This window comes from Ochrobactrum sp. XJ1 (assembly GCF_024701725.1).
Taxonomy (GTDB): Bacteria; Pseudomonadota; Alphaproteobacteria; order Rhizobiales; family Rhizobiaceae; genus Brucella; species Brucella anthropi.
The window spans coordinates 320,518-346,387 of the sequence record NZ_VDGD01000002.1 but is presented as its reverse complement, the minus strand read 5'-3'; the positions used below and the strand labels follow the sequence as shown (position 1 = coordinate 346,387).

The window sequence follows — 25,870 nt, the reverse complement described above, 5'->3', positions numbered from 1 at the left end:
GCTCAGCCCTTCTTGCGTGCCTTATAACGAATGGTTTCGAAGCGAACATTCAAGGCGTTGTAAAGCAGCAGACGGCCCACCAAGGGTTCGCCGATACCGGTGATGAGCTTAATAACTTCCATCGCCTGCAGGCTGCCGATCACGCCCGGCAGGACGCCCAGCACACCGGCTTCGGCGCAGGTCGGCACTGTTCCAGGTGGCGGCGCTTCTGGAAAGAGATCGCGATAAGATGGGTTCTGCGTGCCATCCGGTCCAGTCGTATAGGGCATCAGCACGGTGACCGTGCCATCGAAACGGCCCATAGCACCGGTCACGAGCGGGCGTCCCACCCTTGCAGCAGCATCGGCCAGAATATAGCGCGTGGTGAAATTGTCCGAACCATCCACCAGAACGTCATAATTGCCGATCAACGCTTCTACGTTACCGGCATCGAGGCGAAACTGGTGTCCTTCGACCGTCACATGCGGATTGATACGGGCAATGGTGGCAAGCGCGCTTTCCACCTTTGGCTGGCCCACACTTTCCGTATCGTGAATGACCTGCCGTTGCAGGTTCGATAGCGAAACAGTGTCGTCATCGACAATGCCGAGCGTACCGACACCGGCAGCTGCCAGATATTGCAGCACAGGCGCGCCAAGACCGCCTGCGCCGACGATCAGCACGCGGGCGGCCTTCAGCTTCTGCTGGCCCGGACCACCGATTTCTGGCAGCACGATATGGCGCGCATAGCGTTCAAGTTCTTCGGACGAAAATGGTCTGGATGGTGCATTCATACCCCCGAACATATGCCTCTCCCAAGGCGCTGTCAGCGGATATTTTGCCTCACGGCGCGATCCATAAAATGGAACCGGTTCTCGGATCAGGCATCAGACAGTCTGGTGAGATGACCGGCAGAGACGTTAAAGAATTGCGCTTCCCCTTCGAGCGCTTCGAAAAGCGCACGATCCGTGCCGGTCATGAAGGCCTGTCCGCCAAGCTCATCAAGGATGCCGAAGAGCGCCGCGCGGCGCCCCGTATCGAGATGTGCGGCGATTTCGTCGAGCAGGAGAATCGGAGCCATGCCCGAAAGCTCGGCCGTCAGTCGGGCATGGGCAAGCACGAGACCAATCAAAAGCGCCTTTTGTTCGCCCGTGGAACAGAGCGCGGCTGGCATGGACTTGGGTCTGTGCTGGACGATCAGATCGGTGCGATGCGGGCCTTCAAGCGTGCGGCCTGCCACTCGGTCTCGCGCACGGCCATCGCGCAGGGTACGGCGGAAATCTTCTTCAAGATCGAGCGCCGCCTCGACATTGATTCTCTGCTCCAGCGCCCCTTCCAGAAAGCAATCTGCCTTTGGAAACGGCCCTTCGGCGGGCAGGCGTTCAATCATCGCCGCAATCAGGCGCATGGCTTCGGCGCGGGCAGCGGCAATGGCTGTGCCCAGTTCCGCCATCTGGCTTTCGATCGCATCCAGCCATTGGTCGTCATTACTGCCATCGTTCAGCAAGCGGTTGCGGCTGCGCATCGCTTTTTCGTAATCGAGCACACGCTTGCCGTGGGCGGTATCGATAGCAAGCACCATGCGGTCGAGGAAACGCCGGCGATCAGAAGCGCCTCCGGTGAAAAGCCCATCCATCGACGGCACCACCCAAAGGATGCGCGCATAGTCGAGCATGTCGTCACCGGAACCCGCAATACCGTTGATACGAACCTTGCGCCCCCCCTCGCCGCCGCCTGCTGTGCCGGTGCCGACTTCCGCTTCGCCGTAAATCATACAGTCGAGCGCCGCATGAATAGCAAAGCCATCAAGCGAGTTGGTGCGGGCAACATCGTCATAAGCAGCGCGGCGCAGGCCGCGTCCCGGCGACAGAAAGGAAATTGCTTCGATCAGATTGGTCTTGCCGGAACCATTTTCACCAGTCAGCACGACATGGCCGGGCCCAAGCGGCAGTGACAGTTCCGCATAATTGCGGAAATTCACAAGCTTGAGCCGCCGGATCGATACACGGGCCGGGCGGCTTTGATTAGGCTCAGGCGTATTCACTTTTCTGTTCTTTAAACACGCATAGGCATCAGCACGTACAACACGTCTTCATCGCCGGTGTCGCGCACCAGCGTCGGCGAACCTGCATCGGCCAGCATGAAGACCGCGTCCGAACCCGAAAGCTGGCTCGTAATGTCGAGCAGGTATTTCGAGTTGAACCCGATATCGAGCGGATCGGCGTCATAGTCCGCCGCAAGCTCGTCAGTTGCGCTGCCGGAATCGGGATTGTTGACAGTGAGCGTCAGCTGGCCATCGGCGATCGAAAGCTTGACCGCGCGGCCACGTTCGCTCGAAATGGTCGAAACGCGATCCACGGAGGCCGCAAACTCCTGGCGTCCGATGGTGAGCTTCTTGTCGTTGCCAGACGGAATCACGCGCTGGTAATCCGGGAAGGTTCCGTCGATCAGCTTCGAGGTGAGGACCACCGATCCAACCGTGAAGCGAATCTTGGCGTCTGACAGTTCAACAGTAACGACCACATCCGGCACATCGACCAGCTTCTGCAGTTCGGCAACCGTTTTGCGCGGGATGATAATGCCCGGCATGCCTTCCGTGCCGGACGGTGCTTCCAGTTCGGCGCGCGCCAGACGGTGACCGTCGGTCGCGACAGCGCGCAGCTTCAGGGCGCCGTCGCTTTCGATGGCGTGAAAGAAAATGCCATTAAGGTAATAGCGGGTTTCTTCCGTCGAAATCGCAAACTGCGTGCGGTCAATGAGACGCTTCAGAGCCTGCGCCTCGATCCGGAAGGAATGGGTAAATGCACCAGCGGTCAGTTCCGGGAAATCGGACTGCGGCAGGCACTGGAGGCGGAAAGACGACTTGCCGGAAATGACCGAAATGGAACCACCATCCGGATTGGTCGACAGCATGACTTCAGCGCCATCCGGCAGCTTGCGGACGATGTCATAAAGAAGATGTGCCGGAACCGTCGTAGCGCCTGCCTGTTCCACCATGGCGGCTGTCGCTTCGTTGACCTCAAGATCAAGGTCGGTCGCCTTGAGTGCGAGGCTTGCGCCCTCGGCCTGCAAAAGCACATTCGACAGGATAGGTATCGTGTTGCGACGCTCCACGACGCGATGGACGTGGTTGAGAGATTTGAGAAGGTTCGATCGCTCTAGGGTAACACGCATGTTCAAACGCACTCGCTCGCTGGGACAGGACAACTGCATCTGACGGGCAGGCAGGCGGCCCCTGTCGATAAGGCGCCGGGGGCGCCAGAAGGTCCGTTAAAGTGGCAGATTTTTAAGGAGAAAAGCAAGCCCGCGCCATGTCGGAAAGCGACAGGGCCCGGGCTTTTTGTTGATAACCGCGATTGATAGCGGGGCAGCTACTGTAATCAGGCCGCCTGATCGTTGATGAGGCGCTTCAGAAGCTCCAGTTCCTGGGCCAGCTTGGTGTCGGCGCCAACCAGATCCTCGATCTTGCGCACGGCATGAAGAACCGTGGTGTGATCGCGACCGCCGAAGCGGCGACCGATTTCCGGCAGAGAACGCGGCGTCATCATCTTGGCGAGATACATTGCCACCTGACGCGGCTTGACGATGGTGCGCGTGCGGCGGTTCGACAGCAGGTCCTGCTTCGAGACATTGTAATGACGCGCCACGATGCGCTGGATTTCCTCGATGCGGATACGCTTCGGTTCGCCAACGCGGGTCAGATGACCGAGCAGCTCATCGACGCGGTCGATGGAGATGTTCGGCTCGAAGGACTGACGGAACAGAAGCTGGTTGAAAGCACCTTCCAGTTCGCGGCCCGATCCGGTGACCGTGCGGGCAACGTGGGAGAGAATCTCTTCACCAATGTTCAGGCTCGAATCTTCTGCCTGCGCGACGGCGAGACGACGGCGCAGCATCTCGACGCGCATGTCGTAATCAGGGGCCGCCACTTCGAGCGCAACGCCACCCTGAAGACGCGAACGAACACGCACATCGAGCGATTCCAGTTCGGACGGCGCACGGTCGGCAGCGACAACGACCTGCTTGGCGCTGTCGAGCAGTGTATTCAGGAGATGGCAGAACTCGTGCTGGATCGACTTGCCCTGCAGGAACTGCATGTCGTCGATGACGAGGAGGTCGATATCGCGCAGCTGTTCCTTGAAGGACAGCGCATTGTTGTCACGGATCGCGGTGGCGAAGCGCCACATGAAATACTCAGCCGTCAGATAGACAACGCGGGCCTTTTCCTGCCGCTGGAGCGCGGCGGCGGCGATTGCCTGCAGAAGGTGCGTCTTGCCGAGACCGACGGAAGCATGGATGAAAAGCGGATTGAAACGCACCGCGCTGGAACCGGCTTCAGCAATGGTGCGAGCAGCGGCAAGGGCCACGCGATTCGATGCGCCATCGACAAAGCTGTCGAACGTATAGCGCGGGTCGAGCGGTGAACCCAGAACGGAACCCGAAGCCGATTCTGCAACGACTGCGGAACCGCGCTTCTCACCGAGCGACTGTCCAACTGGAAACACCATCTTTTCGCGCGGAGCCACAGCAGGCTTGGTTTCAACTGCTTCGCAGGCTTCCACTGGAGCTGCGCTGCGCACCACGCGGCTTACACCGCGAACCACGACTTCAACTTTCAGGATTTGCGGGTTTTCTTCCTGCCACAGTTCGGTCAGCAGTTCGGAATAGTGATTGTTGATCCAGGAGCGCAAAAATGCTGTCGGAACCGACAGGCGGACAATGCTCTTGGAGATATCGTCGAGTTTCAGACGACCGAACCAGCTGGAATAAATCTCGGTGCCAACGCGGGCTTTCAGCTTTGCCGTGAGGCGCTCGAAAACCTCGTCGCCTGCATTGCCGCTCAACTCGACCAGGCTCTTTTCATTTCCGGTAGCAGAAGATCCATGGATACGGTTCGCATGTGCATCATCACCCATCGTTGCCGTCGATTTGCCGGTCATCATTGCCATCGTCTCGCCTGCCTTCACATTCGTACGCGCCGTTTTTTGGCGCTTGTCATTTTTTCCTGTCCGAACCGCGGATTTTTTATCCGTCTGGCCTGGCAGGTACTCACTCATAAAGCCCGGCTCTACAGCTCTGGGCCAAACACAAACTCAAACGGTCCCATCAGGACCAACACCCGGATACTCCTTCCCGGCGACCTTTTTACGACTCACAACACTTTTACCGGAGGCTGATTGCCCGGAAAGAAATCCGCCACAACCATTCAATTGTCGGGGACATGCCTAAAACGGCATTCCGGTTAACGAACGGTAAGCAAACAACCATGAGGAACAGGACCTTACGACCAGAATATAACACCCGCGGGCTGTGATGCCCACGCCGACAAACTCGCTATTTGATGCTAACTCCGGGCCGGTGGCCCACCCCTCTTATGCCCTGACTTTAGCGAAGCCTCGCAGCAAAGGGCAAGCCTCAGAAAGCCACATTTTTTTGCTGAAAGCCCTTGCAGGGGGACTCGACAAAAGTAGGGAATCGGACGCCAGCGAAATAACACCTTTGGATTCAATGTGTTTTCGTGGGGCAATTTTTAGGTGATCTTGATATGTTCTTCCTAAAAATAAATTTAAAAATATTCCTTGACTCAAACCCCCTTCCGAGTCCCTAAACCCGCCTGTGGATAACAGTGGATAATATTCCGCAACCATTTGAAAATACTAATTAAATCGCCTCACGCGAGATTAACCGCCCTCTGAAATATTCCAGCTAGGCATTGAAAAATCTCTACAATTCAGGGTGGTATGAAAGAATGCCAGTGTTCTGAGAAACGCTCAAAAAAGAAAACCCGGCTAACAATGAGCCGGGTTTCGAAAACAATCCATAAAAATGGATGAATGCTTAGGCGTTCAGAGCCTTAACGCGCTGAGCAAGGCGAGACACCTTACGCGAAGCGGTATTCTTGTGCATCACGCCCTTGGAAGCAGCGCGCATCAGTTCAGGCTCAGCAGCCTTGAATGCGACTTCTGCAGCCTGCTTGTCGCCGCTCAGCAGAGCGTCTTCCAGCTTGCGCACGAAGGTACGAACGCGCGAACGGCGGGACTTGTTGATTTCGGTGCGGGCAGCGATCTTGCGCACTGCCTTCTTGGCCGAAGGAGTATTGGCCATAAATGCCTCTCTTTTTTCTGTCAGCTAGCCAGGGGCAAAAACCGCCGGGCACAAAACCTCTAGGGCAGCCGAGAAAATCCCTTGAAGATCCCTGGGGGCCGCCGATCCGTGGTGGGCTTATAGATCAGCTTTGGCGCGGCGTCAACGTGGATTCTGCCCCAAAGCTCGATCAAAAAGCCGCAAACCCGGCCTGAAAGCCCGCCGAAAGCGACCGGAAGGCTCCCATGATGCTCTTGTCAGGGCCGTCACTCGACCACCAGCCGATCAATTAGAGCGGTTCCAGCTAAAACCGAGTCATTGAAACTGCTCTATCTATTTGTCTTTTCAAGCATGTCTTTATCCCGAAACCGGTTCCCACTTTAGGGAGACAAGCTTTAGCGATTCTTGAACGACGGCGTACGCTTGTCGATGAAGGCTGCCATGCCTTCCTTCTGGTCTTCCGTCGCAAACAGCGAATGGAACTGGCGCCGCTCGAAGCGGAGTCCTTCGCTCAGCGTCATTTCGTAGGTACGATTGACCGCTTCCTTGACCATCAGCACAGACGGACGTGAGAAGGATGCAATGCGTTCTGCTGCCTTCAGCGCTTCGTCAAGAAGCTCTTCCGGCGCAACGACGCGCGAGACAAGACCGCTGCGTTCTGCTTCCGCCGCGTCCATCATGCGCCCGGTGAGGCACATATCCATCGCCTTGGACTTGCCGACATAGCGCGTGAGACGCTGCGAGCCGCCCATGCCGGGCATGACGCCGAGCGTGATTTCCGGCTGGCCGAATTTTGCATTGCTGCCCGCGATGATGAAATCGCACATCATGGCGAGTTCGCAGCCGCCGCCCAGCGCATAGCCCGAAACCGCCGCGATAATCGGCTTGCGGACCCGATCCACTTTCTGCCAGTCAGCGAACATGTCCTGAAGATAGGCATCCACGAAATCGATTGGCTGCATTTCCTTGATGTCGGCACCGGCAGCGAAGGCCTTTTCGGAACCGGTGAGAACGATCGCGCCGATCTTGCCGTCCGTATCGAAAGCGCCGAGAGCTTCGGTCAATTCGTCGAGAACCTTGCGGTTCAGGGCATTGAGCGCCTGCGGGCGGTTGAGGCGGATGAGGCCGACGCCGCCACGTGTCTCGACAATGATCGTTTCATAGGCCATGGATTGAACTCCTCCTTCGGACAGATCAAGCGTTTCCTGTTTTTCCTGAATCACGGGAAATGCTCTATCTTTTCGGTTTGAACCGCGCATCTTGTCCGAAAACCGTTTCACACCTTTCGGGATACGCTCTCGCTGGTTGGCGGGCAAAGTGGACCGGCGTCATTTCTTTTTCAAGGCCTCATTGCTGGCAGGAGGCACAGAAAAAAGTCGAACGTCCCGACTGTACCGCCCGTTCCACAATGCCGTTGCAGGCAGGGTTTTTGCACGGCTCGCCCTCGCGCCCATAGACGGAGAAGGAGTGTTGGAAATAGCCAAGCGCGCCATCTGCCTGAATATAGTCCTTGAGGGTTGAACCGCCTGCGGCAATGGCTTCCGCGATCACTGTGCGGATATCGGCGGCCAATTGCTCCATGATTGCGGGATTCTGCGCAACAGACCCGGCTGTCTGCATGGGCGACAGTTGGCTGCGCCAGAGCGCCTCGCAAACATAGATATTACCAAGACCAGCTATCAGCCGCTGATCGAGCAGCGCCGCCTTGAGCGGCGTCCGACGCCCCTTGAAGAGTTCGGCCAGAATGGTGCCCGAGAGCAGATTGCCTGTCGGCTCTATGCCGAGGCTTGCCAGCAGCGGGTGACTATCGAGCGTGCCTTCTTCCGCAAAAAGCATGAAGCCGAAGCGACGCGGATCGTTGTAGACGATACGGGCCGGAGCGCCATCGGCTCGCAGAAGATGAAACACAACATGGTCATGCGCACTCAGCTTGGAGCGCTCATGATGGAATTCGCCAGGCGTGCCGCCGTCATCATCGGTCTCGATGCGAAACGAACCCGACATGCCAAGATGGCTGATGACGGATAGGCCGTCATCGAGATGGATCGTCAGATATTTCGCGCGACGTCCAAGCGCCGAAATGCGCCGACCGGAAAGCCGTTCGACAAAGCGGTCGGGAAAAGGAAAGCGCAGGTCCGGGCGTCGTTGTTCGACTTGGCTGACGGTCGCGCCCTCCATGACAGGCTGCAGACCACGGCGAACCGTTTCGATTTCTGGCAATTCGGGCATAGAAAACTGATCCTGAACAAGAGCCATGCATTGGCTTTGCCCTTATATGTTCAGTTTTGTCCGCAATGCCAAGATGTTCAGCAATTGGTACAGGGAAGCGTGTTCGTATAGCGGGGCGCCAGATAATAGGTTTCGCTCATCGGAATGCTCGTGGAAATCCATGCATTGAGCGGCCTGTAGTCGAGTTCGACGTCGACTTTAATGAAATACGATCCTTCATCCAGAAGGCTTGACGGAATATCGCCGACATCCCCCTTCTTGGCGGCAAAATCCGCAATGTTGGCATAGGACCAATCGACCTCCGGCGTCAGGTTGCTGGCCCTCGCCGTTCCGTCAATCCTGATTGCGGTGATCCTTATCTTCGGTGCGCTCCGACCATAGGGCAGCAGTGACGCGCGACTGATGTTGAACATATCGTTCAGATCATTCTTCGTGACCGACAATTGGCGGGCAACCAGATCAGCGAGGCTGCTCGCCGAGCGCGACACTTTCTTGTTCGTGTCGACCCCGTCAGCCAGATCAACCGAGCCAAGATAAATCAGAAGCAGGGCGGGCGCGATCAGTGCGAATTCAACCGCACCCAATCCGCGTTTATCATTCAGGAATTTTCGAAGACAATTACGCATGGCAATCGATCGCTCCAGAATGCATTCCGAAAAGTGCGCGGCGATTTTCGGAACGCACATCAGTTGTTTTAGTTCGGGAAGGGTTCGTTCTGCCAGGTGAGGGTCGCAAAGAGCGGCATGGTGCCCCCTGCTGCATGTGGATTTTCGATCAGATAAAGGATGTTTGTCAGCACGGGCCAAGCATAAACCACGTTGAGCTGATTGATCGTCGAGGTTCCACTGGTCCCGATAATACCTGTCCGCGTGAGCTTGCCCTCACCATCGAGAATCTGGTCAATCGGAACCTTGTCGAAGCCTTCGTAGGTTCCCAGATTCAGCGAAAGATTGGGGCAGCCTTGCGCGACCATAAACTGCATCTGCTGACAGAGTTCGGTGCGCAGGGTTCCTTCGCTGATTTGAGCCCCTCTGATCTGCCCCGTCTGCAATCGGCGTGCAACAGTCTCTGTCGCATTGGATATGACCTGACGCGCCACAAAACTCATACCGATTTCGATCGTCGCAAAGATGATGATCAGGAACGGACCGATAAGCAACGCGAACTCCACCGCCGCCACACCATGTTGTGCACGGGCAAAACGGCGTAAGTTCGCGCTCGCCCCTGCAAGGCCACGCGCCAAAATCCGGAAAGTCATAACCCCACCCAACTTCATATGAATTCGATTGGGAGTATCGTTACAACAGGACAACCTGAAAGAGTATTAACGGAACAGGGACTCACGATTGAATAGCGTTACTTGTCGTCGAAGCCGTTCTTCGTTGAGGCTTTTTCGCAGTAAGGCGTACAGGAAAGCGTTTGTACTTCGGCCTGCCGGTAAATTCGCGTCGTGCCGCGTGCATTGCGGGAAACCACCAGCTCACGGTCGAGGATCGGTTCGCCCTGCTTGTCCATGACGACAATATTGGTGACGCCAAAATCCTTGCCAGTCAGAACAATAGTCTGTGCATCCTGAACGACGGCATCGGCAATCGACGGATTTCCGATCACGACACTGTCGGCTGGCCGCGCGAGCCGCAAGATGCGCGCCTGGCTTGTCTCAAGGGCAATGTAGTCTTCTGCAGACGCCGGTATGGCCGCAAAGACCGTCATGAAGGCAATGCCCATGGCAGACACCATGCCGAAGCCACCCAAAGCAAACAATCGACGCGTCACGCGACATTCCCCCGCAGATATAGTGGGCTCAGCGAATGGAACCCCATCAATATAATGAGCAAAGAATGAAGGGGATTGGTGAAGGAAGAATTAAGTCGCTACCCTTCCGTGCAGACCGCGTTCACAATTCGCCAAAGATTAACCAATCGTGCGATTGCAGTGATCCGGAAAGCGTCGAAACACTTCATTAACCCTGATTGTTAAGAGGGCCACAATTCCTCTCTCTTATGCTTCAGCTTATCCGAAATTAGAGCGCGTTCCCAAAAACCAGCGCAATCGGAACAGCGAGGAGCATGTGATGCCGACATTGATGACGCGTTTCATGAAGAACAGGGCCGGTTCGACAGCAATCGAATATGCGCTGATCGGCACACTCGTTTCCATAATGATCATCAGCGGCGTCGCGCTCGTGGCTGGCAATGTCGGCGAAAAATTCAATGACACGGCCATACAGTTCGAACAGGCGACGAACCGCTAATCATCAAAGCGCAACTCCGTGCAAACGGTGACCAAATGATGGGATGACAGGCGACGCGGGGGCATCGGCAATGACAGCAGCAGCCATGACGGCAATCTTTGCTTTGGCAATGGTGACGGCCATGATCACCGACTTGACCTCGATGACCATCCGCAACCGCGTTTCCATCGGACTGACCCTGGGCTTTGTCCTGCTCGCACCGTTCTGCGGAATTTCCCTCGCAGACTATGGCTGGCATCTGGCTGTCGGCGGTATCGTACTCATCATCACCTTTTCGCTCTTTTGCCTGCGCGCCATGGGTGGTGGTGACGCCAAGCTCATTGCGGCGACGGCCTTGTGGTTCGGTCCCAATGCCAGCCTCATGGATTATATTGTGATGGTTTCGATCCTGGGCGGCGTGCTGACACTCACGATCATCCTCTACAGGATGATCCCCCGTCCGCTTCTGGCGGATCGCTATGCCTTCTTGGGAACGCTCGCCCGCAAGGATGTGGGCATTCCCTACGGCATTGCACTTGGCGCTGCCGGTCTCTGGACATTTCCACTGTCGCCAGTCGGGGAAACGATGAAAACCTATATGGCAGGGGCATTTTAAGCGCATTTATGCGCAACGTTCGCGTGTACTCCCAATCTTTCTTTATTCGAATAAGATTATATTAACCATAATTACACGATTCCCAGTGCAATTTTGGAACACGTCATCAAGACGTGGGGATTTGCGCGGGGCACATCATGAAATCAGCTCGACTGCTCATTTTAGGAGTGGCCGTTCTTGCGGCAGGTGGCGCTGGCTATATCGCCATGAACCTCGCCGCACCGCCGCCTGCTCCAGTTGTCGTTGCGCCTGAAACGCCGCAGATGAAGCTGGAAGACGTGCTGGTTGCCACCGAAAATCTCGGTGTCGGCGCAGAGCTGACATCGCAGATGCGCTGGCAGCCCTGGCCTGCCGAAGCTGTCAGCGACGGCTATATCACCCGCGCAAGCGAACCCGACGCCATCAATCAGTTGAGTGGCGCAACCGTGCGCCTGCAGTTCTTCACGGGCGAACCGATCCGCAAGACCAAGCTCATCGGTCCGGGACAAAGTTTCATGTCGTCGATCCTGCCACCCGGCATGCGCGCCGTCGCGACACAGATCAATGCCGAAAGCTCGGCAGGCGGCTTCATTCTTCCCAATGACTTCGTCGATGTCATCATGACCCGCCGCAAGCCGGACAATGGCGATAAATCGCTGACGCCATTCACCACAGAAACCGTGTTGCAGAATGTGCGTGTTCTGGCCATCGATCAGGCCATTCAGGAAGACGAACAGGGCCGCAAGGTCATGGTCGGCCAGACCGCGACGCTCGAAGTCACGCCGGAACAGGCCGAAATCATCACCGTCGCCCAGCAGATGGCAGACCGCCTGACGCTGGCACTTCGCTCGACACAGGATGTCGAGGACAAGGATATCAAGCAGGCCGACTATCTGGTTTCCTCGCCGACCCGCAGCGGAACGGTCAAGGTCATCAAGTCCGGCAGCGTTACAGAAATAGGACCGCGCTCATGAGAAAGACAAAACGCGTGCGCCCATATTCCGCAAAAGTCGCAATTTTTACCAGCGCGCTTGCCGCCTTCTCACTGCCGCTCACCGATATGTCCGCCATGGCGGCGGCCGGCATCGTCAAGGTCGGCAGCCAGCAGCGTTCGCAGACGATCAAGCTTGGCCTCAACAAGTCGGTCGTGCTCGATCTTCCGCAGGATGCTTATGACGTTCTCGTCTCCAACCCCACAATCGCCGATGCGGTGACGCGTACGTCGCGACGCATCTATCTTTTCGGCAAGCAGGTCGGACAGACCAATATTTTCGTTTTCGGTCCCAATGGCGAACAGGTCGCATCGATCGATGTCGAAATCGAGCGCGATGTGAGCGGGATTTCATCCCAGCTGAAGCGCCTCATTCCCGGTTCCGATATTCGCGTCGAACTGATCAACGACAATGTGGTGCTGACCGGAACGGTGCAGACCCCACAGGATTCGGCACAGGCCGCAAAGCTTGCAGGCCTTTTCGTTTCCGGTGGCGAAGCAACAACCGGTCAGTTCACCACGACTGCGTCCGCGCCAACGGATGGCGGCGGTGTTGCTATCAACAATCCCGACCGGAACCGCCGCGCGAGCGCCATCGTCAATATGCTGACTATCGTCGGCGAGGATCAGGTGACATTGAAGGTCACCGTCGCGGAAGTCAGCCGCTCCGTCATGAAGCAGCTTGGCGTCAATATGGCAGGCAGCGGTGTTTCGAACGGCATTTCCTATGGGGGAATTTCCGAGAGTATTGCCGGAGCCATTGGCAACAACCTTTCCGATACCGGATTCGGCCTCGCGACAAGCAATTTTTCCGCCTATCTGCGGGCAATGGAATCGGCAGGCGTGATGAAGACGCTCGCCGAGCCGACCCTGACCGCAATCTCCGGGGAAAAAGCGGCCTTCAATGTCGGCGGCGAATATAATGTCATCAACAGCGTCAAATATGACGATGACGGAAAGCGCACCAATGAACTGGCTAAGATCAACTATGGCATTGGTCTCGAATTCATGCCGACCGTGCTGGGGCCGGGACGCATCAGCCTGAAAATCAGAACCTCCGTCTCTGAGCCGACGACAGAAGGCGCAGGCACCACCAACAAGATGGATGGCGTTGGCGCAAGTGTTCTATCGCTGCGCAAGCGTGTCGCCGATACCACGGTCGAACTTCCGTCCGGCGGTTCCATGATGATCGGTGGGTTGATCCGCGATGAAGTGCGCCAGTCGGTTTCCGGCTTTCCAGGCCTTACCAAGATTCCGGTCCTTGGCGCGCTGTTCCGCAGCAAGGATTTCATCCGCAACGAATCCGAACTGGTGGTGATCGTCACACCTTATCTGGCACGCCCCGTTGCCCGCCAGCAGCTTGCGCGACCCGACGACAATCTCAATCCGGCCAGCGATGGCGCGGGATACATCCTTGGCAAGGTCAATCGCGTTTACGGCACGATGGAAACCAAACTGCCGCCCGGTCGCTACAACGGCGTCGTCGGTTATATCTACAAGTGAGCGGGGACAGATCATGACATATTCAGTCAGAGGCTTTTGCAGGATTTCCGCCCGACCAGCGCTTGTCGCCCTGTCGCTGGCTCTTCTCGCGGGTTGTGCGAACCGCCAGCATGTCACCGTTGGCGCCTTGCCGGACGATTATCGTACCAATCATCCGATCACGATTGCGGAACGGGAGCAGGTCACCGATATTCCGGTTGCACAGGCCGACCAGAAGCTGAGCCCGATGCAGCGTGGCATCGTTCAGGGCGCTATTGCCAATTACCGGCGTGGTGGCTCAGGCATGCTCTATGTGCTGGTGCCTTCGGGCACCTCTAATCAGGCGGCAGCCTATCGGTTAAGCACTGAGGTGTCGGCTATGCTCCGGCGCGGTGGCATCAAGGCAAACAACATCGCCATCGAAAACTATCCCGTTGAAAACCCGGAAGCGGCAGCGCCCATCAGGATCAGCTATTACGCGATGACGGCGGGCACGACGCCGTGCGGTCGCTGGCCGGACGATCTCGCCAGCACGCCTGAAAACAAGCATTACGCCAATTTTGGCTGTGCCTCGCAGAACAATCTTGCCGCTCAGATCGCCAATCCGGCCGATCTTCTGGGACCACGCGTCATGTCGCCAATCGATTCGGACCGCACGACCGAACGTCTCAACGGCGATCAGGGCTACGTGAAAATGTCGCCGGCACAGACGGACAACTGGCAAGAACCCCGCAGCAAGCAAGCCGAGTATTAAGAGGGCGCCATGAGCAACTTCGCTTTCGAACCAGCGGAAGAAGAACAAGGCCCCGAGACGGGCCGCGCGCCGATCATGCTCGAAAATGTGCGCCCCATTCCACGCATTTCGATCCAGGCCTTCTGCGTGAACGAAAGCGTCGCCATTCCAATCGAGCGCGCCGGCGGCGACCGGCGCATGGCCAAAACCCATCTGAAAGTCATGATGGGCGGCATTGCAGCGGCTACCGAGTTTTATCAGACCGCCTCCACGCCGAATCTGATCATTGTCGAATCGGCGTCCGAACCCAATGTGCTGCTAGAAGAACTGCAGCAATTGTCGGAGGTATGCGATCCCGGTTCAAAAGTTATGGTGATTGGTCATTCCAACGAGGTCTGGCTTTATCGCGAATTGCTGCGGCGCGGCGTTTCAGAATATATCGTGGCGCCTGTCTCGCTCGCAGACATTCTGGCCATCGTTTCCTCGATTTTTCTCGATCCCGGTGCAGAACCGCTGGGTCGTTCCATCGCCTTTATCGGTGCGAAAGGTGGCGTTGGTGCTTCGACAATCGCCCACAATGTCGCGTGGTCGATCTCCGACCTGTTTCGGCACGATGTCGTGCTGGCAGACATGGACCTGCCCTTTGGCACAGCAAACATCAATTTCGATCAGGACCCGACGCTCGGCATCGCCGATGCCGTTTTCTCGCCGGAGCGGATCGATGAGGTCTATCTCGACCGGTTGCTGGTTCAATATGACGATCACCTTTCAATCCTCGCTGCACCTTCGAGCCTGGAGCGGACATTCGATTTCGGCGAAGACGCCTTTGCCGAAATGATCGATGTTGCCCAACGCAATTCTCCGCTGATTGTGCTGGATGTGGCACATGGCTGGAGCGGATGGACGCGGACCACATTGATGCGCGCCGATGAGGTCGTGATCGTTGCAACACCCGATCTCGCCAATCTGCGCAACACAAAGAACCTTCTCGACACGCTGGCGCAACTGCGACCGAACGATGTGAAACCGCATCTCGTCCTCAACCAGATGGGCATTCCCAAACGGCCAGAAATTGCGCTCGCAGATTTTGCCGAGCCGCTCGGCATCGACCCTGTCGCGACTATAGACTTCGATCCGCAGCTTTTCGGCAATGCAGCCAACAACGGCCGGATGATCGCAGAAACCAATCCAGAAAGTCCTATTGCCGAAGCCATCAGCCATATTGCGCATGTCGTGACTGGCAGGGCCGATGTGCAGCCGCGCAAAAAGAGCAGCATTTCGAGCCTTCTCGGCAAATTTGCACGCAAGACCAAGTAACGGCAGGAAATCATGTTCGGCAGAAGAGGCAACGATACGGGAAACAAGCCGGAAAGCGGAACGCGACCGGCTATGCCGAAACCTGCCAGCTCCGCTGCGGCGCCTGCTCCGACCCAGCCCGTCGTGCAACCGTCCCGCATGCAGGCAGCCGTACCAAGTACTCCGGCGAAATCCCACACCCAGACGGGTACGCAAGGGCGCGAGAAGACCGAAAGCTATTACGACACCAAATCGCAGGTCTTCTCGGCACTCATCGACACGATCGACCTGTCGCAGCTTTCCCGCATGGCGCCGGATGCCGCGCGTGAGGAAATCCGCGACATCGTCAACGACATCATCGCCATCAAGAACTTCGTCATGTCGATTGCCGAGCAGGAAGAACTGCTCGATGATATCTGCAACGATGTTCTGGGCTACGGCCCGCTTGAGCCGCTTCTTTCTCGCGACGACATCGCCGATATCATGGTCAACGGTTCGCGCCGCACCTATATCGAAGTGGACGGTCTGCTGCAGGAAACCGGCATTCGTTTCCGCGATAACCAGCAGCTTCTGAACATCTGCCAGCGTATCGTGAGCCAGGTCGGACGCCGGGTCGACGAATCGAGCCCGATCTGCGATGCGCGCCTGCCCGACGGCTCGCGCGTCAACGTCATCGCGCCACCGCTGTCGCTCGACGGCCCCACCCTGACCATCCGCAAGTTCCGCAAGGACAAGCTGACACTCGACCAGCTGGTGCGATTCGGCGCCATATCGAATGCCGGGGCGGAACTGCTGCAGATCATCAGCCGGGTGCGCTGCAATGTCATTATTTCCGGCGGCACCGGTTCGGGCAAAACCACGCTTCTGAACTGTCTGACACGCTATATCGACACGCATGAACGCATCATCACCTGCGAGGATTCGGCTGAACTGCAATTGCAGCAGCCGCACGTAGTGCGTCTGGAAACCCGCCCGCCCAATCTGGAAGGCGAAGGCGAAGTCACCATGCGCGATCTGGTTAAGAACTGTCTGCGTATGCGTCCCGAACGCATTATTGTCGGTGAAGTGCGCGGATCCGAAGTGTTCGATCTTTTGCAGGCCATGAACACCGGCCACGACGGTTCGATGGGCACGATCCATGCCAACAGTCCGCGTGAATGCCTCAACCGTATGGAAGCCATGATCGCCATGGGCGGCTATGTGCTGCCACAAAAGACCGTGCGCGAGATCATCGTCGGTTCTGTCGATATCATCATTCAGGCCGCACGTCTGCGCGACGGCACACGCCGCATTACCCACATCACCGAAGTGGTGGGGCTGGAAGGCGACGTCATCACCACTCAGGATCTCGTTCTCTACGATATCAAGGGAGAAGATGCCTCTGGCCGTATTCTTGGCAACCATAGTTCGACCGGCATCGGGCGACCTGCCTTCTGGGAACGCGCCCGCTATTATAATGAGGATAACCGCCTTGCTTCTGTGCTCGACAGCATGGAAAGGGCAAACACATGACAGGATCCGGTGCCAGCATTGTGATGTTCATCGTGCTCGCCGTTGTCGCCTGCGCGGCTCTGTTCTATGCGCTCTTTTATGAAAAGCTCGGCAAGAAGGACCACGCAGCACGGCGCTTTGAAACCGTGCGCAACAGCGGTTCAGAACGGGCGATAACGCGTAGCGAACGCGACAGAAACGCCGACATCCAAAAGCGCCGCAAGCAGTTGCAGGATAATATCAAGGATCTGGAAGCGCGGCAGAAGCAGCGCGAGAAGAACCAGAAATATCCGCCCCTGCGCATTCTTCTGGCGCAGGCGGGGCTGAGCCTCACTTTGCAGAAATTCTACATCTATTCCGGCGTGGCGGCGTTTCTCGCAACATTCATCGCACTGATTTTCGGCGCGCCGCTGCTTTTCCTGCCAGGTATCGCAATTGCCGGTTTTTTCGGTTTGCCGCGCTGGTTCGTGCTGCAGAAGCGCAAACGTCGGCTGAAGAAATTCCTTGAAGAATTTCCCAACGCGCTTGATGTCATTGTGCGCGCAACCCGGGCAGGACTGCCGCTTAATGACGGTCTGAGACTTATTGCGAGTGAGGCAGTTGAACCGGTCAAGAGCGAGTTCAAGAAGGTGGTCGAGGCACAGCAGATCGGCCTTTCAATCCCTGAAGCGGTCGGCAAGATGCCCGATTCCATGCCCTGCCCGGAAACCAACTTCTTCGCCATCGTCATCCAGATACAGGCACAGGCAGGCGGCAATCTCTCGGAAGCGCTCAATAATCTTTCAAAGGTTCTGCGCGACCGGAAGAAGATGAAGGCCAAAGTCGATGCGCTTTCCATGGAAGCCAAGGCTTCGGCTGCGATCATCGGCGCGCTGCCTTTCATCGTTATGGTTCTCGTCTATCTGACGAGCCCGCAATATATGACGCTGCTTTTCACGTCGTCCACCGGCCATATGCTCCTGGGCATTGCAGCCGTTTTGATGCTGACCGGCATCTTCATCATGAAGAATATGATCAATTTCGATATGTGAGGCACCGGACATGTTTTCTCTCCTCACACAAAAATTGACCGACCCGCAGTTTCTCATCGGCGCTTTGATCACGGTTGCGGTTTTTGCAACTGTAGTAACGATCCTCATGCCGGTTCTGAGCGGCAGCGCACTCAAATCACGCATGAAATCGGTCGCCACCGAGCGCGAAGCCATTCGCTCACGGGAGCGTGCCCGTCTTGCAGCAGAAAGCGACCGCCGCAACAGCCTGCGGCATCAGCAGAAACAGGGCATCCGCGAATTCGTCGAAAGGCTTGATCTCAAGCGCGCGCTTGCCGACGAAAAGACGATCGCTTCGCTCAGACAAGCAGGCTTCCGGGGACAAAACCCTCTCAACATCTTTCTGTTTCTGCGCTTTGTGCTGCCTTTCGGCGCCATGTTGATTGCCGCCATCTACATTTTCATGCTCGGTGTGCTTGCCGATCAAACCTTCTTCGTTCGTTTGCTCGTCTGCATTTTCGCGGGCTATGCCGGTTTCTATGCGCCGAACCTCTACGTCTCCAACAGGGCAACCAAGCGCAAGCAATCCATCCGTCGCGCATGGCCGGACGCGCTCGACCTGATGCTCATCTGCGTCGAATCGGGCATGTCCACGGAAGCTGCCTTTCGCCGGGTGGCCGATGAAATCGGTATTCAATCCGTCGAGCTTGCCGAAGAACTGATGCTGACCAATGCCGAGCTTTCCTTCCTGCCGGAGCGCCGTCAGGCCTATGAAAACCTCGCCAATCGCACGGGGCTGGATCCGGTGAAGTCCGTAACGCAGGCACTGATTCAAGCCGAGCGTTACGGCACCCCGGTGGCGCAGGCGCTTCGCACGCTTTCTCAGGAAAGCCGCGATTTACGTCTGCTGGACGCTGAAAAGAAGGCTGCGGCCCTGCCGCCAAAGCTGACCGTGCCGATGATCGTTTTCTTCCTGCCGGTACTCTTTATCGTCATCCTCGGCCCGGCCTTCATCCAGATTTCGGCGCAGGGCGGATTGTTTGGCGGCAACTGACAACCGTTCATTCAGACATGACGAAAACTAAGAGAGGCCTCAGCCCTTCGGCTTGTCCTTGAGCATGTTCCAGGAGTTCTGCTGGGCCAGCATGGAACGGAGATAATCCGTATTGGCCTTGGCCTGTTGCGGAGAAATCTCGCGCGCGGCAATCGCTTCCGCCTCCTGAAAGCGGCCTTGCAAACCGACTGACAGCGCGAGGTTCTGACGCACGCGGCTGTCGGCGCCCGGAGCGGCAGCGGCCTGCTTGAAATAGGTTTCGGCAGTTCGTGCATCGCCTGCCAGAAGATAGGACATCCCCATATTGGAGATGATCGACGGTTCATTCGGCTGAAGCTGCAGCGCCTTCTGATAAGTCGCGCGCGCTTCTTCCTTCCTGCCCATCTGGTCGAGAATGGCGCCTTCTGCGGAAACCAGTTTCCAGTCGGGATAGGCCGGGTTCTGTGCGCGGCGAACGGCATCAAGTGCGCCTTCAAACTGGCCTGCACCCGCAAGCGCCTTGCCATAAGCCGAAAGAACAGCCTGATCTTTCGGATAGACAATGGCAAGCGCCCGCATGACGGCAAGCGCCTGATCGTTGCGGCCAAGGCGCGCCAGCACATTGGCGTAGTTGAGCGCCGTCTGACGGTCCTTCGGATTGCGCTCGTATTGCGCCCCGAGCCGCCCGGCCATCGCAGCAAGCTGCGCGTCGTTCATGTGATCGAAAGTGGCGACCGTCGCCGCACGGCGGACCGAACCGGTCGTGGTTCGGTCGACGGATGTGCAGCCGGAAAGAACCAATGCTGAAAGAATGCAGGCGAAACCAAGACGTGTTGCGATAACGTCTTTTCGAACGATATTCAGCATCCCGCCTCTCCTGCTAAAGCGTGTCGCGCATCCAACATGCTTTAGTCTCTGGTTTTCACCCTCAAGCCCAATTCCTGCTAGATCAATAATCTGTTAACCCTAACGATTGGTTAATATAGCGATTGCGGTTTCTGTTTCCGCGCGGCAATAATCACGCTATCTGTTTGTTTTAGCGCGCATCTTATCCGAAAACCGTTTCACACTTTTCGGGAGGCGCGGTATCTGTTTGTTTTATGAACTTCCGACAAAATCCCAGCGCTTTTGCCGGACATCGCTTACTGGTCAGAAAGAGCATCATGTCTGTCGAACTTCTTTCCCAAAAATCCGAACAAAGCCGTCCGATCTGGTTTACGCCGAAAGGCGGACTGGAAACCGCCGGTCTTCCCGCCGATGCAATTGCATGGGCCGGGGCCAACGGGTTTGACGGCGAAGCCGGACGTGTGCTCGTCCTCCCCGGCGCAGGCGGATCGGTGTCGGGTGCACTTTTCGGAACAGGCAGCGAGGAAAAGGGCAGCCAGTCGCAGCTTCTGGCCGGAAAGCTGGCGCGCAACCTTCCGGAAGGAGACTGGCATATCGAAGGCGCGGTCGATGAGGCGGCCCTTGCCGTTCTCGGCTTCCTGATGGGCGCTTATAGTTTCACGCGTTATCGCAGGGCCAATGGCAAGGCGATCCGCCTCGCTCTGCCCGATGGCGTGGACGAAGCGGAAATCCGCCGCATCGCCGCTGCGGTTATGTTGGTGCGCGATCTCATCAACACGCCGACCAACGATATGGGACCAGATGCTCTCGAAAATGCGGCCCGTGAACTGGCGTCCAAGTACAAAGCCGATATTGCCATTACCGAAGGCGATGCGCTTCTGGAGAAGAATTTTCCGATGATCCATGCGGTCGGTCGTGCTGGCGCTATTGCGCCACGCCTGATCGATCTTAGCTGGGGCAAGGCAAGCGACCCGAAAATCACGCTGGTTGGCAAGGGCGTCTGTTTCGATACCGGCGGCCTCGACATCAAACCGGCAAGCGGCATGTTGCTGATGAAGAAGGACATGGGCGGAGCCGCCAATGTGCTGGGCCTCGCCTCCATGATCATGGACGCGCAACTGCCGGTGCGGCTGCGTGTATTGATCCCGGCGGTAGAGAATTCGATTGCCGGTAATGCCTTCCGTCCGGGTGACGTGTTGCAAAGCCGCAAGGGCTTAACCGTCGAAATCGGCAATACCGATGCCGAAGGCCGACTGGTTCTTGCCGACGCGCTTGCGCTTGCCGACGAGGAAGAACCTGCACTCCTGATCGACATGGCAACGCTGACGGGCGCGGCACGTGTCGCGCTCGGTCCCGACCTGCCGCCATTCTACACGCATGATGACGGACTTGCTGCTTCCATCGCGCAAAGCGCGGATTCCACAGCAGACCCGCTATGGCGCATGCCGCTCTGGAAGCCCTATGCGCAGAAACTGTCCTCACGGATCGCCGACATCAACAATGTCACCACCGACGGCTTTGCCGGATCGGTCACGGCTGCGCTCTTCCTCAGCAAATTTGTCGAAAAAGCTCAAGCATGGGCGCATTTCGACATTTTCGGTTGGGTGCCGGTCGAAAAACCCGCTTCCCCGGTCGGCGGCGAAGCGCAAGCCATTCGCGCTCTTTACCAACTTTTGAAGGAGCGTTACCCGGCGCGCTGAATCCACTTGCCTGCAACGCCGAAAACAGCTTGAATAAAACGGTTCCGAAACAATCCCCATTTGGGTGGAACCGGATGCCAATTGAGCTAAAGCCGTTGCAGGCGCTGACATTGCTGAGAACCCTGTCGCTGGAACAGGTACGTGATGAGATGCCCGATCTCACCACGCGACAGGCAGCCATTCTCCTGACCATCTATCTGGAGCCCCCGCCGCATACCGTGCGGGGACTTGCAGCAAAACTGAATGTCACCAAGCCGGTGATTACCCGCGCGCTCGACACGATGGGAGCGCTTGAACTCGTCTCCCGGCATCGTGATGAAAAAGACCGGCGAAATGTGCTAGTAAAGAGGACGGTCGCCGGTGCACTTTATGTTGAAAGACTGGGCGATCTGGTGATCGCCAAAGCTAGGGAGTTACCACTTTGACCATGCTCGACCGCCGCCTCAACGCTTATCGCCCCGACCTCGCCGACGAACGGCTGACCGGTCAGGTGGAAGCGGCGCGTTTTACCGCCGGAGCACCAATGCAGGTTTCCGCATCCGTTGTCGATCTGCGCGCCGAACCGCGTATGGATAGCGGTCCGCAGACACAGATGATTTTCGGCGATCCCGTTCGTGTCTTCGAGGAAATGGACGGCTGGTCGTGGGTCCAGGCAGAACGCGACGGCTATACGGGTTATGTCTCCTCTGCCGCGCTGGAGCAGACTGCTGGCGCCGAAACACATCTGGTCATTGTGCCGCGTACTTTCGTCTATCCCGGCTCTGATCTGCGTTTCCCGCACACCAAGGCACTGTCGCTCGGCTCTCGCGTGCGCATCGTCGGCGCAGCCGAAACGCGCGGTACGAAATATGCACTGCTGGAAAGCGGCGAGGCGCTGATCGCAAGCCACCTTGCGCCAGTCGGTGAACATGCAGCCGACTATGTGGCGGTCGCCGAAACCCTTCTTCATACGCCTTATCTGTGGGGCGGCACATCGGGCTTCGGCATCGACTGCTCCGGCCTTGTGCAATTGTGCATGTGGGTGGCGGGCCGCAAGGTTCTGCGTGATTCCGACATGCAGCAGGATACGCTCGGCGAAATCATCGAACCCGATGCGACCTATTCGAATTTGAAGCGCGGCGATCTGGTCTTCTGGAAGGGCCATGTCGCCATCTGTGCCTCGCCTGACATGCTGATTCATGCGAGCGGTCATACGATGACCGTCACGCTGGAACCGCTGCAGAACGCCATCAAGCGCATTGCCTATCTCTACGATCTGCCGACGCTTATCCGCAGACCCTGAAAATGAGACCGGGGATCCATGAAGGGAAAGACCACATCGACGATAGCCGCTTTGCTGATCGGCTTTGTTTTGTCTTTTCCATCCCCCGTTTCACCTGAGAGAATTGCACGCATGACCATTCCCGCGTCGCCTGCCGCCTTTGCAGAAGTCAACGGCATCGAAATGTATTACCGGATCGTCGGCGAAGGCTCGCCAATCCTGCTTATTCCCGGCGGCCTGTCCGACCAGCATGTATGGGATGCACAACTTCCGATCCTTGCGCGCGACCACACCGTAATCGTTGCCGACAGTCGCGGACAGGGATGCTCCACCCGCACCGATGATCCGATCACCTATGGACTGATGGCCGACGACTATGTGGCGCTGCTCGACTTTCTCCACATCGACAAGGTCGATCTAGTCGGCTGGAGCGATGGCGGCATTATCGGCCTCGACATCGCCATGCGCTATCCTGAACGGCTGACAAGCCTGTTTGCGCAGGCGGCAAACGTCACGCCTGACGGCAATACCGGTTATGCCGAGGCCCGCGCCGAAGGAAAACCGATACCGGAACTGCGCCACTATGAGAGCATCGACAAGGAAATCCACGCGCTGTGGGCGAACGAGCCGAACTTTACGGACGAGGACTTGTCCGGCATCAGCGTGCGCACGGCGATTGTGATCGGAGACCGCGACACGGCCATCACACGCGAACATACGGAGTTCATCGCCAGTCAGATACCGGGTGCTGAATTGATCATTCTGCCTGATGCCGGGCACGGCGTCCCGGTCGAAAATCCGCGTCTCTATGCGCATACGGTGCTTCGTTTCATTGACGGCAAAAACGCCGAAGAAACGAAGACCGCGAGCCGGAAAAATTAAACCCGGTTCGGCAATACGCGATCGGGCGGGCGGTGCCCGTCGACAAAAGCCTTGATATTGATGATGACCTTGTCGCCCATATCGATGCGACCTTCCATGGTGGCCGATCCCATATGCGGCAGCAGGACGACCTTGCCCTTTTCGGCAAGCGCCAGCAGCCGCGGATTGACCGCCGGCTCGTTCTCGAAAACATCCAGCCCCGCCCCGGCAAGCTTGCCTTGTTCGATCAGCTCGATCAGGGCATTCTCGTCAATGATCTGGCCGCGTGCTGTGTTGACCATATAGGCAGTCGGTTGCATCAGCGCGATGCGGCGTGCGGACAGCAGATGGAATGTGGCAGGCGTCGAAGGGCAGTTGACCGAGATGATATCCATCCGGGCCAGCATCTGGTCGAGGCTATCCCAATAGGTCGCTTCCAGTTCTTCCTCGACTTCAGGGTTGACGCGCTTGCGGTTGTGATAGTGAATGGAAAGCCCGAAAGCCTTGGCGCGGCGGGCGACAGCCGTGCCGATGCGTCCCATGCCGACGATCCCGAGGCGCTTGCCCCAGATGCGCCGTCCGAGCATCCAGGTCGGAGACCAGCCTGGCCATTGTCCGTGGCGCTCGCCCAGCACATTGGCACCTTCCACCAAACGTCTAGGCACGGAAAGCAAAAGTGCCAGGGTCATATCCGCCGTGTCTTCGGTCAGGACATTCGGCGTATTGGTGACGGTGATTCCACGCTTTGCGGCGGCCGCGACGTCGATATTATCCACGCCATTACCGAAATTTGCGATGAGCTTGAGATTGGGACCCGCCTGTTCGATCGCAGCTGCATCGATGACATCTGTGATGCAAGGCACCAGAACGTCCGCTTCCTTCATCGCAGCGATGATTTCCGGCTGATTCATGCGGTGGTCGTCTATATTCAGACGCGCATCAAACAGTTCCCGCATTCGGGTTTCCACTGGGTCCGGCAATTTTCGCGTAAGAACGACCAGCGGTTTCTTCTTGTTCGACATCTCCACCCCATCGTTGAGCAAAGCCCCCGGAACAGCCCGTATTGTAACCAACTGGCAGGGCACGCTCCAAGAAATTTCCTGCACATTTCCAGCGGAAAACCGACTCCCACTTTTCCCGAAAATGCGTTAACCGAAGCTTCATGTTGAGACCTCCTTAACCAAGGCGGTGCAATATGGGATATTGCTTCGGCTGAACATCTCTATCAAGGCGAAGCGGCAAAGACAAAGAAAAACCGGAAACTTCAGGTGTCTCTTGGAAAGTCCACATCGATTTTCTGAAAAGATACATTTAAAATCAAACAATTAGGTCGCTTTCGATCTGTTCCATACAGACGGATGTGCGATCTGAAAACAGGACGGCAACGTCGCCTCGCAGCCCCCTTTAACTGCTGAAGCTACTACCGTGCTGTCGTGACAGGACGGCGAGAGGTCGCAGTTTGTACAGAGTACTTTCGCAACGCTTTTGGATAGCCATGCTTGGCTTTCTGGCATTTTTTCTCATTCTGGCGCCGCTTGGCGCTTCACACAGGCATGCCGCACGGGCCGCAGAGCCCGCGGGCACGACTGTCGGCGCAAGCGGACTTCCCGTGCCACGTTTCGTCAGCCTTAAACCCGCACGCGTCAATCTGCGCATCGGTCCGGGGCGCGACTATGCGGTTTCATGGCTTTTCATGAAGGCGGGACTGCCCGTCGAGATCATCCAGGAATATGACAACTGGCGTCGTATCCGCGATGCGGACGGCACGGAAGGCTGGGTCTACCAGTCGCTGCTTTCCGGAAAGCGAACTGCCATCACAGCCCCCTGGCTCAAGAACAATCTGGGTTCGATGATCAATATGCGCCGCGATGCCGCCGACACATCGGGACTTGCTGCCGAAATCGAACCGGGTGTAGTCGGCACCGTGCGTGAGTGCACCGGTCAATGGTGTCGGGTGGACATGGGCGGCGTACGCGGCTGGATCAAGCAATCTGACCTGTGGGGTGTTTATCCGGGCGAAGTCTTCGACTGACTTCGGTCTCACGGAGTGGGATAAGAGAACCGGGC

The 25,870-nt window shown here is 57.2% G+C and carries 26 protein-coding genes; 14 read left to right on the top strand and 12 right to left on the bottom strand.

The window, feature by feature from the left end:
• Positions 1–2: 2 nt before the first annotated feature.
• From FG152_RS04475 to FG152_RS04430, 10 genes are all read right to left on the bottom strand, one after another.
• Positions 3–785, bottom strand: a complete 783-nt coding sequence (locus FG152_RS04475; RefSeq protein WP_010657813.1) for a molybdopterin-synthase adenylyltransferase MoeB — start codon at positions 783–785, stop codon at positions 3–5.
• A gap of 74 nt (positions 786–859) precedes the next feature.
• Positions 860–2,023, bottom strand: a complete 1,164-nt coding sequence (recF, locus tag FG152_RS04470) for a DNA replication/repair protein RecF (protein WP_010657812.1) — start codon at positions 2,021–2,023, stop codon at positions 860–862.
• A gap of 11 nt (positions 2,024–2,034) precedes the next feature.
• A complete protein-coding gene (dnaN, locus tag FG152_RS04465; RefSeq protein WP_010657811.1) occupies positions 2,035–3,153 on the bottom strand; it encodes a DNA polymerase III subunit beta in 1,119 nt (372 codons plus the stop codon).
• A gap of 206 nt (positions 3,154–3,359) precedes the next feature.
• Positions 3,360–4,922: a chromosomal replication initiator protein DnaA gene (dnaA, locus tag FG152_RS04460; protein WP_011982245.1), complete on the bottom strand. Its 1,563-nt coding sequence runs from the start codon at positions 4,920–4,922 to the stop codon at positions 3,360–3,362.
• Positions 4,923–5,817: 895 nt separating this feature from the next.
• Complete coding sequence (rpsT, locus tag FG152_RS04455; RefSeq protein ID WP_010657809.1) at positions 5,818–6,084, bottom strand: 30S ribosomal protein S20; 267 nt, start codon at positions 6,082–6,084, stop codon at positions 5,818–5,820.
• Positions 6,085–6,458: 374 nt separating this feature from the next.
• Positions 6,459–7,232 carry an enoyl-CoA hydratase gene (locus FG152_RS04450; protein ID WP_010657808.1) on the bottom strand — a complete coding sequence of 258 codons (774 nt, stop codon included), beginning with the start codon at positions 7,230–7,232 and terminating at the stop codon, positions 6,459–6,461.
• A 178-nt stretch (positions 7,233–7,410) separates the two neighbouring features.
• Positions 7,411–8,292, bottom strand: a complete 882-nt coding sequence (gene mutM, locus FG152_RS04445) for a bifunctional DNA-formamidopyrimidine glycosylase/DNA-(apurinic or apyrimidinic site) lyase (protein ID WP_498985345.1) — start codon at positions 8,290–8,292, stop codon at positions 7,411–7,413.
• A 77-nt stretch (positions 8,293–8,369) separates the two neighbouring features.
• Complete coding sequence (locus tag FG152_RS04440; RefSeq protein ID WP_029926131.1) at positions 8,370–8,918, bottom strand: TadE/TadG family type IV pilus assembly protein; 549 nt, start codon at positions 8,916–8,918, stop codon at positions 8,370–8,372.
• Between the two features lie 68 nt (positions 8,919–8,986).
• The gene (locus tag FG152_RS04435) at positions 8,987–9,550 is read right to left on the bottom strand and encodes a TadE/TadG family type IV pilus assembly protein (RefSeq protein ID WP_010657805.1); all 564 of its coding nucleotides are present in this window, start codon (positions 9,548–9,550) and stop codon (positions 8,987–8,989) included.
• A gap of 98 nt (positions 9,551–9,648) precedes the next feature.
• Positions 9,649–10,068 carry a pilus assembly protein N-terminal domain-containing protein gene (locus tag FG152_RS04430; protein WP_029375825.1) on the bottom strand — a complete coding sequence of 140 codons (420 nt, stop codon included), beginning with the start codon at positions 10,066–10,068 and terminating at the stop codon, positions 9,649–9,651.
• 298 nt (positions 10,069–10,366) lie between these two features.
• Here FG152_RS04430 and FG152_RS04425 point away from each other — a divergent pair, with 298 nt between their 5' ends.
• From FG152_RS04425 to FG152_RS04385, 9 genes are all read left to right on the top strand, one after another.
• Entirely contained in the window at positions 10,367–10,546 is a 180-nt protein-coding gene (locus FG152_RS04425) for a Flp family type IVb pilin (RefSeq protein WP_010657803.1), read from the top strand.
• 70 nt (positions 10,547–10,616) lie between these two features.
• Positions 10,617–11,141 (top strand): A24 family peptidase, encoded by a 525-nt coding sequence (locus FG152_RS04420; RefSeq protein WP_012090972.1) that lies wholly within the window; start codon positions 10,617–10,619, stop codon positions 11,139–11,141.
• A gap of 137 nt (positions 11,142–11,278) precedes the next feature.
• Positions 11,279–12,094: a Flp pilus assembly protein CpaB gene (gene cpaB, locus FG152_RS04415; RefSeq protein WP_010657801.1), complete on the top strand. Its 816-nt coding sequence runs from the start codon at positions 11,279–11,281 to the stop codon at positions 12,092–12,094.
• Positions 12,091–13,614, top strand: coding sequence for a type II and III secretion system protein family protein (locus FG152_RS04410; RefSeq protein ID WP_010657800.1), 1,524 nt, complete (start codon positions 12,091–12,093; stop codon positions 13,612–13,614). Before cpaB ends, FG152_RS04410 begins: the two co-directional genes overlap by 4 nt.
• A gap of 13 nt (positions 13,615–13,627) precedes the next feature.
• Positions 13,628–14,347, top strand: a complete 720-nt coding sequence (locus FG152_RS04405; protein WP_010657799.1) for a CpaD family pilus assembly protein — start codon at positions 13,628–13,630, stop codon at positions 14,345–14,347.
• Between the two features lie 9 nt (positions 14,348–14,356).
• The gene (locus FG152_RS04400; RefSeq protein WP_029926132.1) at positions 14,357–15,643 is read left to right on the top strand and encodes a CpaE/TadZ family protein; all 1,287 of its coding nucleotides are present in this window, start codon (positions 14,357–14,359) and stop codon (positions 15,641–15,643) included.
• 12 nt (positions 15,644–15,655) lie between these two features.
• Entirely contained in the window at positions 15,656–17,134 is a 1,479-nt protein-coding gene (locus FG152_RS04395) for a TadA family conjugal transfer-associated ATPase (RefSeq protein ID WP_029926134.1), read from the top strand.
• Positions 17,131–18,144 carry a type II secretion system F family protein gene (locus FG152_RS04390; RefSeq protein ID WP_010657796.1) on the top strand — a complete coding sequence of 338 codons (1,014 nt, stop codon included), beginning with the start codon at positions 17,131–17,133 and terminating at the stop codon, positions 18,142–18,144. Before FG152_RS04395 ends, FG152_RS04390 begins: the two co-directional genes overlap by 4 nt.
• Positions 18,145–18,154: 10 nt before the next feature.
• Entirely contained in the window at positions 18,155–19,156 is a 1,002-nt protein-coding gene (locus tag FG152_RS04385) for a type II secretion system F family protein (RefSeq protein ID WP_010657795.1), read from the top strand.
• A gap of 39 nt (positions 19,157–19,195) precedes the next feature.
• Here FG152_RS04385 and FG152_RS04380 read toward each other — a convergent pair whose 3' ends face one another.
• Positions 19,196–20,002: a tetratricopeptide repeat protein gene (locus FG152_RS04380; RefSeq protein WP_010657794.1), complete on the bottom strand. Its 807-nt coding sequence runs from the start codon at positions 20,000–20,002 to the stop codon at positions 19,196–19,198.
• A gap of 296 nt (positions 20,003–20,298) precedes the next feature.
• On the opposite strand from FG152_RS04380, the gene FG152_RS04375 reads away from it, so the two are divergent.
• From FG152_RS04375 to FG152_RS04360, 4 genes are all read left to right on the top strand, one after another.
• The gene (locus tag FG152_RS04375; protein WP_029926135.1) at positions 20,299–21,681 is read left to right on the top strand and encodes a leucyl aminopeptidase family protein; all 1,383 of its coding nucleotides are present in this window, start codon (positions 20,299–20,301) and stop codon (positions 21,679–21,681) included.
• 74 nt (positions 21,682–21,755) lie between these two features.
• The gene (locus FG152_RS04370; protein WP_010657792.1) at positions 21,756–22,106 is read left to right on the top strand and encodes a MarR family transcriptional regulator; all 351 of its coding nucleotides are present in this window, start codon (positions 21,756–21,758) and stop codon (positions 22,104–22,106) included.
• Positions 22,107–22,108: 2 nt separating this feature from the next.
• The gene (locus FG152_RS04365) at positions 22,109–22,963 is read left to right on the top strand and encodes a C40 family peptidase (protein ID WP_498985426.1); all 855 of its coding nucleotides are present in this window, start codon (positions 22,109–22,111) and stop codon (positions 22,961–22,963) included.
• Positions 22,964–22,981: 18 nt separating this feature from the next.
• Entirely contained in the window at positions 22,982–23,824 is an 843-nt protein-coding gene (locus FG152_RS04360) for an alpha/beta fold hydrolase (RefSeq protein ID WP_029926137.1), read from the top strand.
• Here FG152_RS04360 and FG152_RS04355 read toward each other — a convergent pair.
• Positions 23,821–24,825 carry a 2-hydroxyacid dehydrogenase gene (locus FG152_RS04355; protein WP_010657789.1) on the bottom strand — a complete coding sequence of 335 codons (1,005 nt, stop codon included), beginning with the start codon at positions 24,823–24,825 and terminating at the stop codon, positions 23,821–23,823. The genes FG152_RS04360 and FG152_RS04355 overlap by 4 nt on opposite strands.
• A gap of 437 nt (positions 24,826–25,262) precedes the next feature.
• On the opposite strand from FG152_RS04355, the gene FG152_RS04350 reads away from it, so the two are divergent.
• Complete coding sequence (locus tag FG152_RS04350) at positions 25,263–25,835, top strand: SH3 domain-containing protein (protein WP_454623035.1); 573 nt, start codon at positions 25,263–25,265, stop codon at positions 25,833–25,835.
• Positions 25,836–25,870: the final 35 nt, after the last annotated feature.

What these genes read in the sequence shown, in the direction of transcription:
- FG152_RS04475 (WP_010657813.1), bottom strand. Translation starts at nt 785, where the DNA reads ATGTTCGGGGGTATGAATGCACCATCCAGACCATTTTCGTCCGAAGAA.
- dnaN (WP_010657811.1), bottom strand. Translation starts at nt 3,153, where the DNA reads ATGCGTGTTACCCTAGAGCGATCGAACCTTCTCAAATCTCTCAACCAC.
- dnaA (WP_011982245.1), bottom strand. Translation starts at nt 4,922, where the DNA reads ATGATGACCGGCAAATCGACGGCAACGATGGGTGATGATGCACATGCG.
- rpsT (WP_010657809.1), bottom strand. Translation starts at nt 6,084, where the DNA reads ATGGCCAATACTCCTTCGGCCAAGAAGGCAGTGCGCAAGATCGCTGCC.
- FG152_RS04450 (WP_010657808.1), bottom strand. Translation starts at nt 7,232, where the DNA reads ATGGCCTATGAAACGATCATTGTCGAGACACGTGGCGGCGTCGGCCTC.
- mutM (WP_498985345.1), bottom strand. Translation starts at nt 8,292, where the DNA reads ATGCCCGAATTGCCAGAAATCGAAACGGTTCGCCGTGGTCTGCAGCCT.
- FG152_RS04440 (WP_029926131.1), bottom strand. Translation starts at nt 8,918, where the DNA reads ATGCGTAATTGTCTTCGAAAATTCCTGAATGATAAACGCGGATTGGGT.
- FG152_RS04435 (WP_010657805.1), bottom strand. Translation starts at nt 9,550, where the DNA reads ATGACTTTCCGGATTTTGGCGCGTGGCCTTGCAGGGGCGAGCGCGAAC.
- FG152_RS04425 (WP_010657803.1), top strand. Translation starts at nt 10,367, where the DNA reads ATGCCGACATTGATGACGCGTTTCATGAAGAACAGGGCCGGTTCGACA.
- FG152_RS04420 (WP_012090972.1), top strand. Translation starts at nt 10,617, where the DNA reads ATGACAGCAGCAGCCATGACGGCAATCTTTGCTTTGGCAATGGTGACG.
- cpaB (WP_010657801.1), top strand. Translation starts at nt 11,279, where the DNA reads ATGAAATCAGCTCGACTGCTCATTTTAGGAGTGGCCGTTCTTGCGGCA.
- FG152_RS04410 (WP_010657800.1), top strand. Translation starts at nt 12,091, where the DNA reads ATGAGAAAGACAAAACGCGTGCGCCCATATTCCGCAAAAGTCGCAATT.
- FG152_RS04405 (WP_010657799.1), top strand. Translation starts at nt 13,628, where the DNA reads ATGACATATTCAGTCAGAGGCTTTTGCAGGATTTCCGCCCGACCAGCG.
- FG152_RS04400 (WP_029926132.1), top strand. Translation starts at nt 14,357, where the DNA reads ATGAGCAACTTCGCTTTCGAACCAGCGGAAGAAGAACAAGGCCCCGAG.
- FG152_RS04395 (WP_029926134.1), top strand. Translation starts at nt 15,656, where the DNA reads ATGTTCGGCAGAAGAGGCAACGATACGGGAAACAAGCCGGAAAGCGGA.
- FG152_RS04390 (WP_010657796.1), top strand. Translation starts at nt 17,131, where the DNA reads ATGACAGGATCCGGTGCCAGCATTGTGATGTTCATCGTGCTCGCCGTT.
- FG152_RS04385 (WP_010657795.1), top strand. Translation starts at nt 18,155, where the DNA reads ATGTTTTCTCTCCTCACACAAAAATTGACCGACCCGCAGTTTCTCATC.
- FG152_RS04380 (WP_010657794.1), bottom strand. Translation starts at nt 20,002, where the DNA reads ATGCTGAATATCGTTCGAAAAGACGTTATCGCAACACGTCTTGGTTTC.
- FG152_RS04375 (WP_029926135.1), top strand. Translation starts at nt 20,299, where the DNA reads ATGTCTGTCGAACTTCTTTCCCAAAAATCCGAACAAAGCCGTCCGATC.
- FG152_RS04370 (WP_010657792.1), top strand. Translation starts at nt 21,756, where the DNA reads ATGCCAATTGAGCTAAAGCCGTTGCAGGCGCTGACATTGCTGAGAACC.
- FG152_RS04365 (WP_498985426.1), top strand. Translation starts at nt 22,109, where the DNA reads ATGCTCGACCGCCGCCTCAACGCTTATCGCCCCGACCTCGCCGACGAA.
- FG152_RS04360 (WP_029926137.1), top strand. Translation starts at nt 22,982, where the DNA reads ATGAAGGGAAAGACCACATCGACGATAGCCGCTTTGCTGATCGGCTTT.
- FG152_RS04355 (WP_010657789.1), bottom strand. Translation starts at nt 24,825, where the DNA reads ATGTCGAACAAGAAGAAACCGCTGGTCGTTCTTACGCGAAAATTGCCG.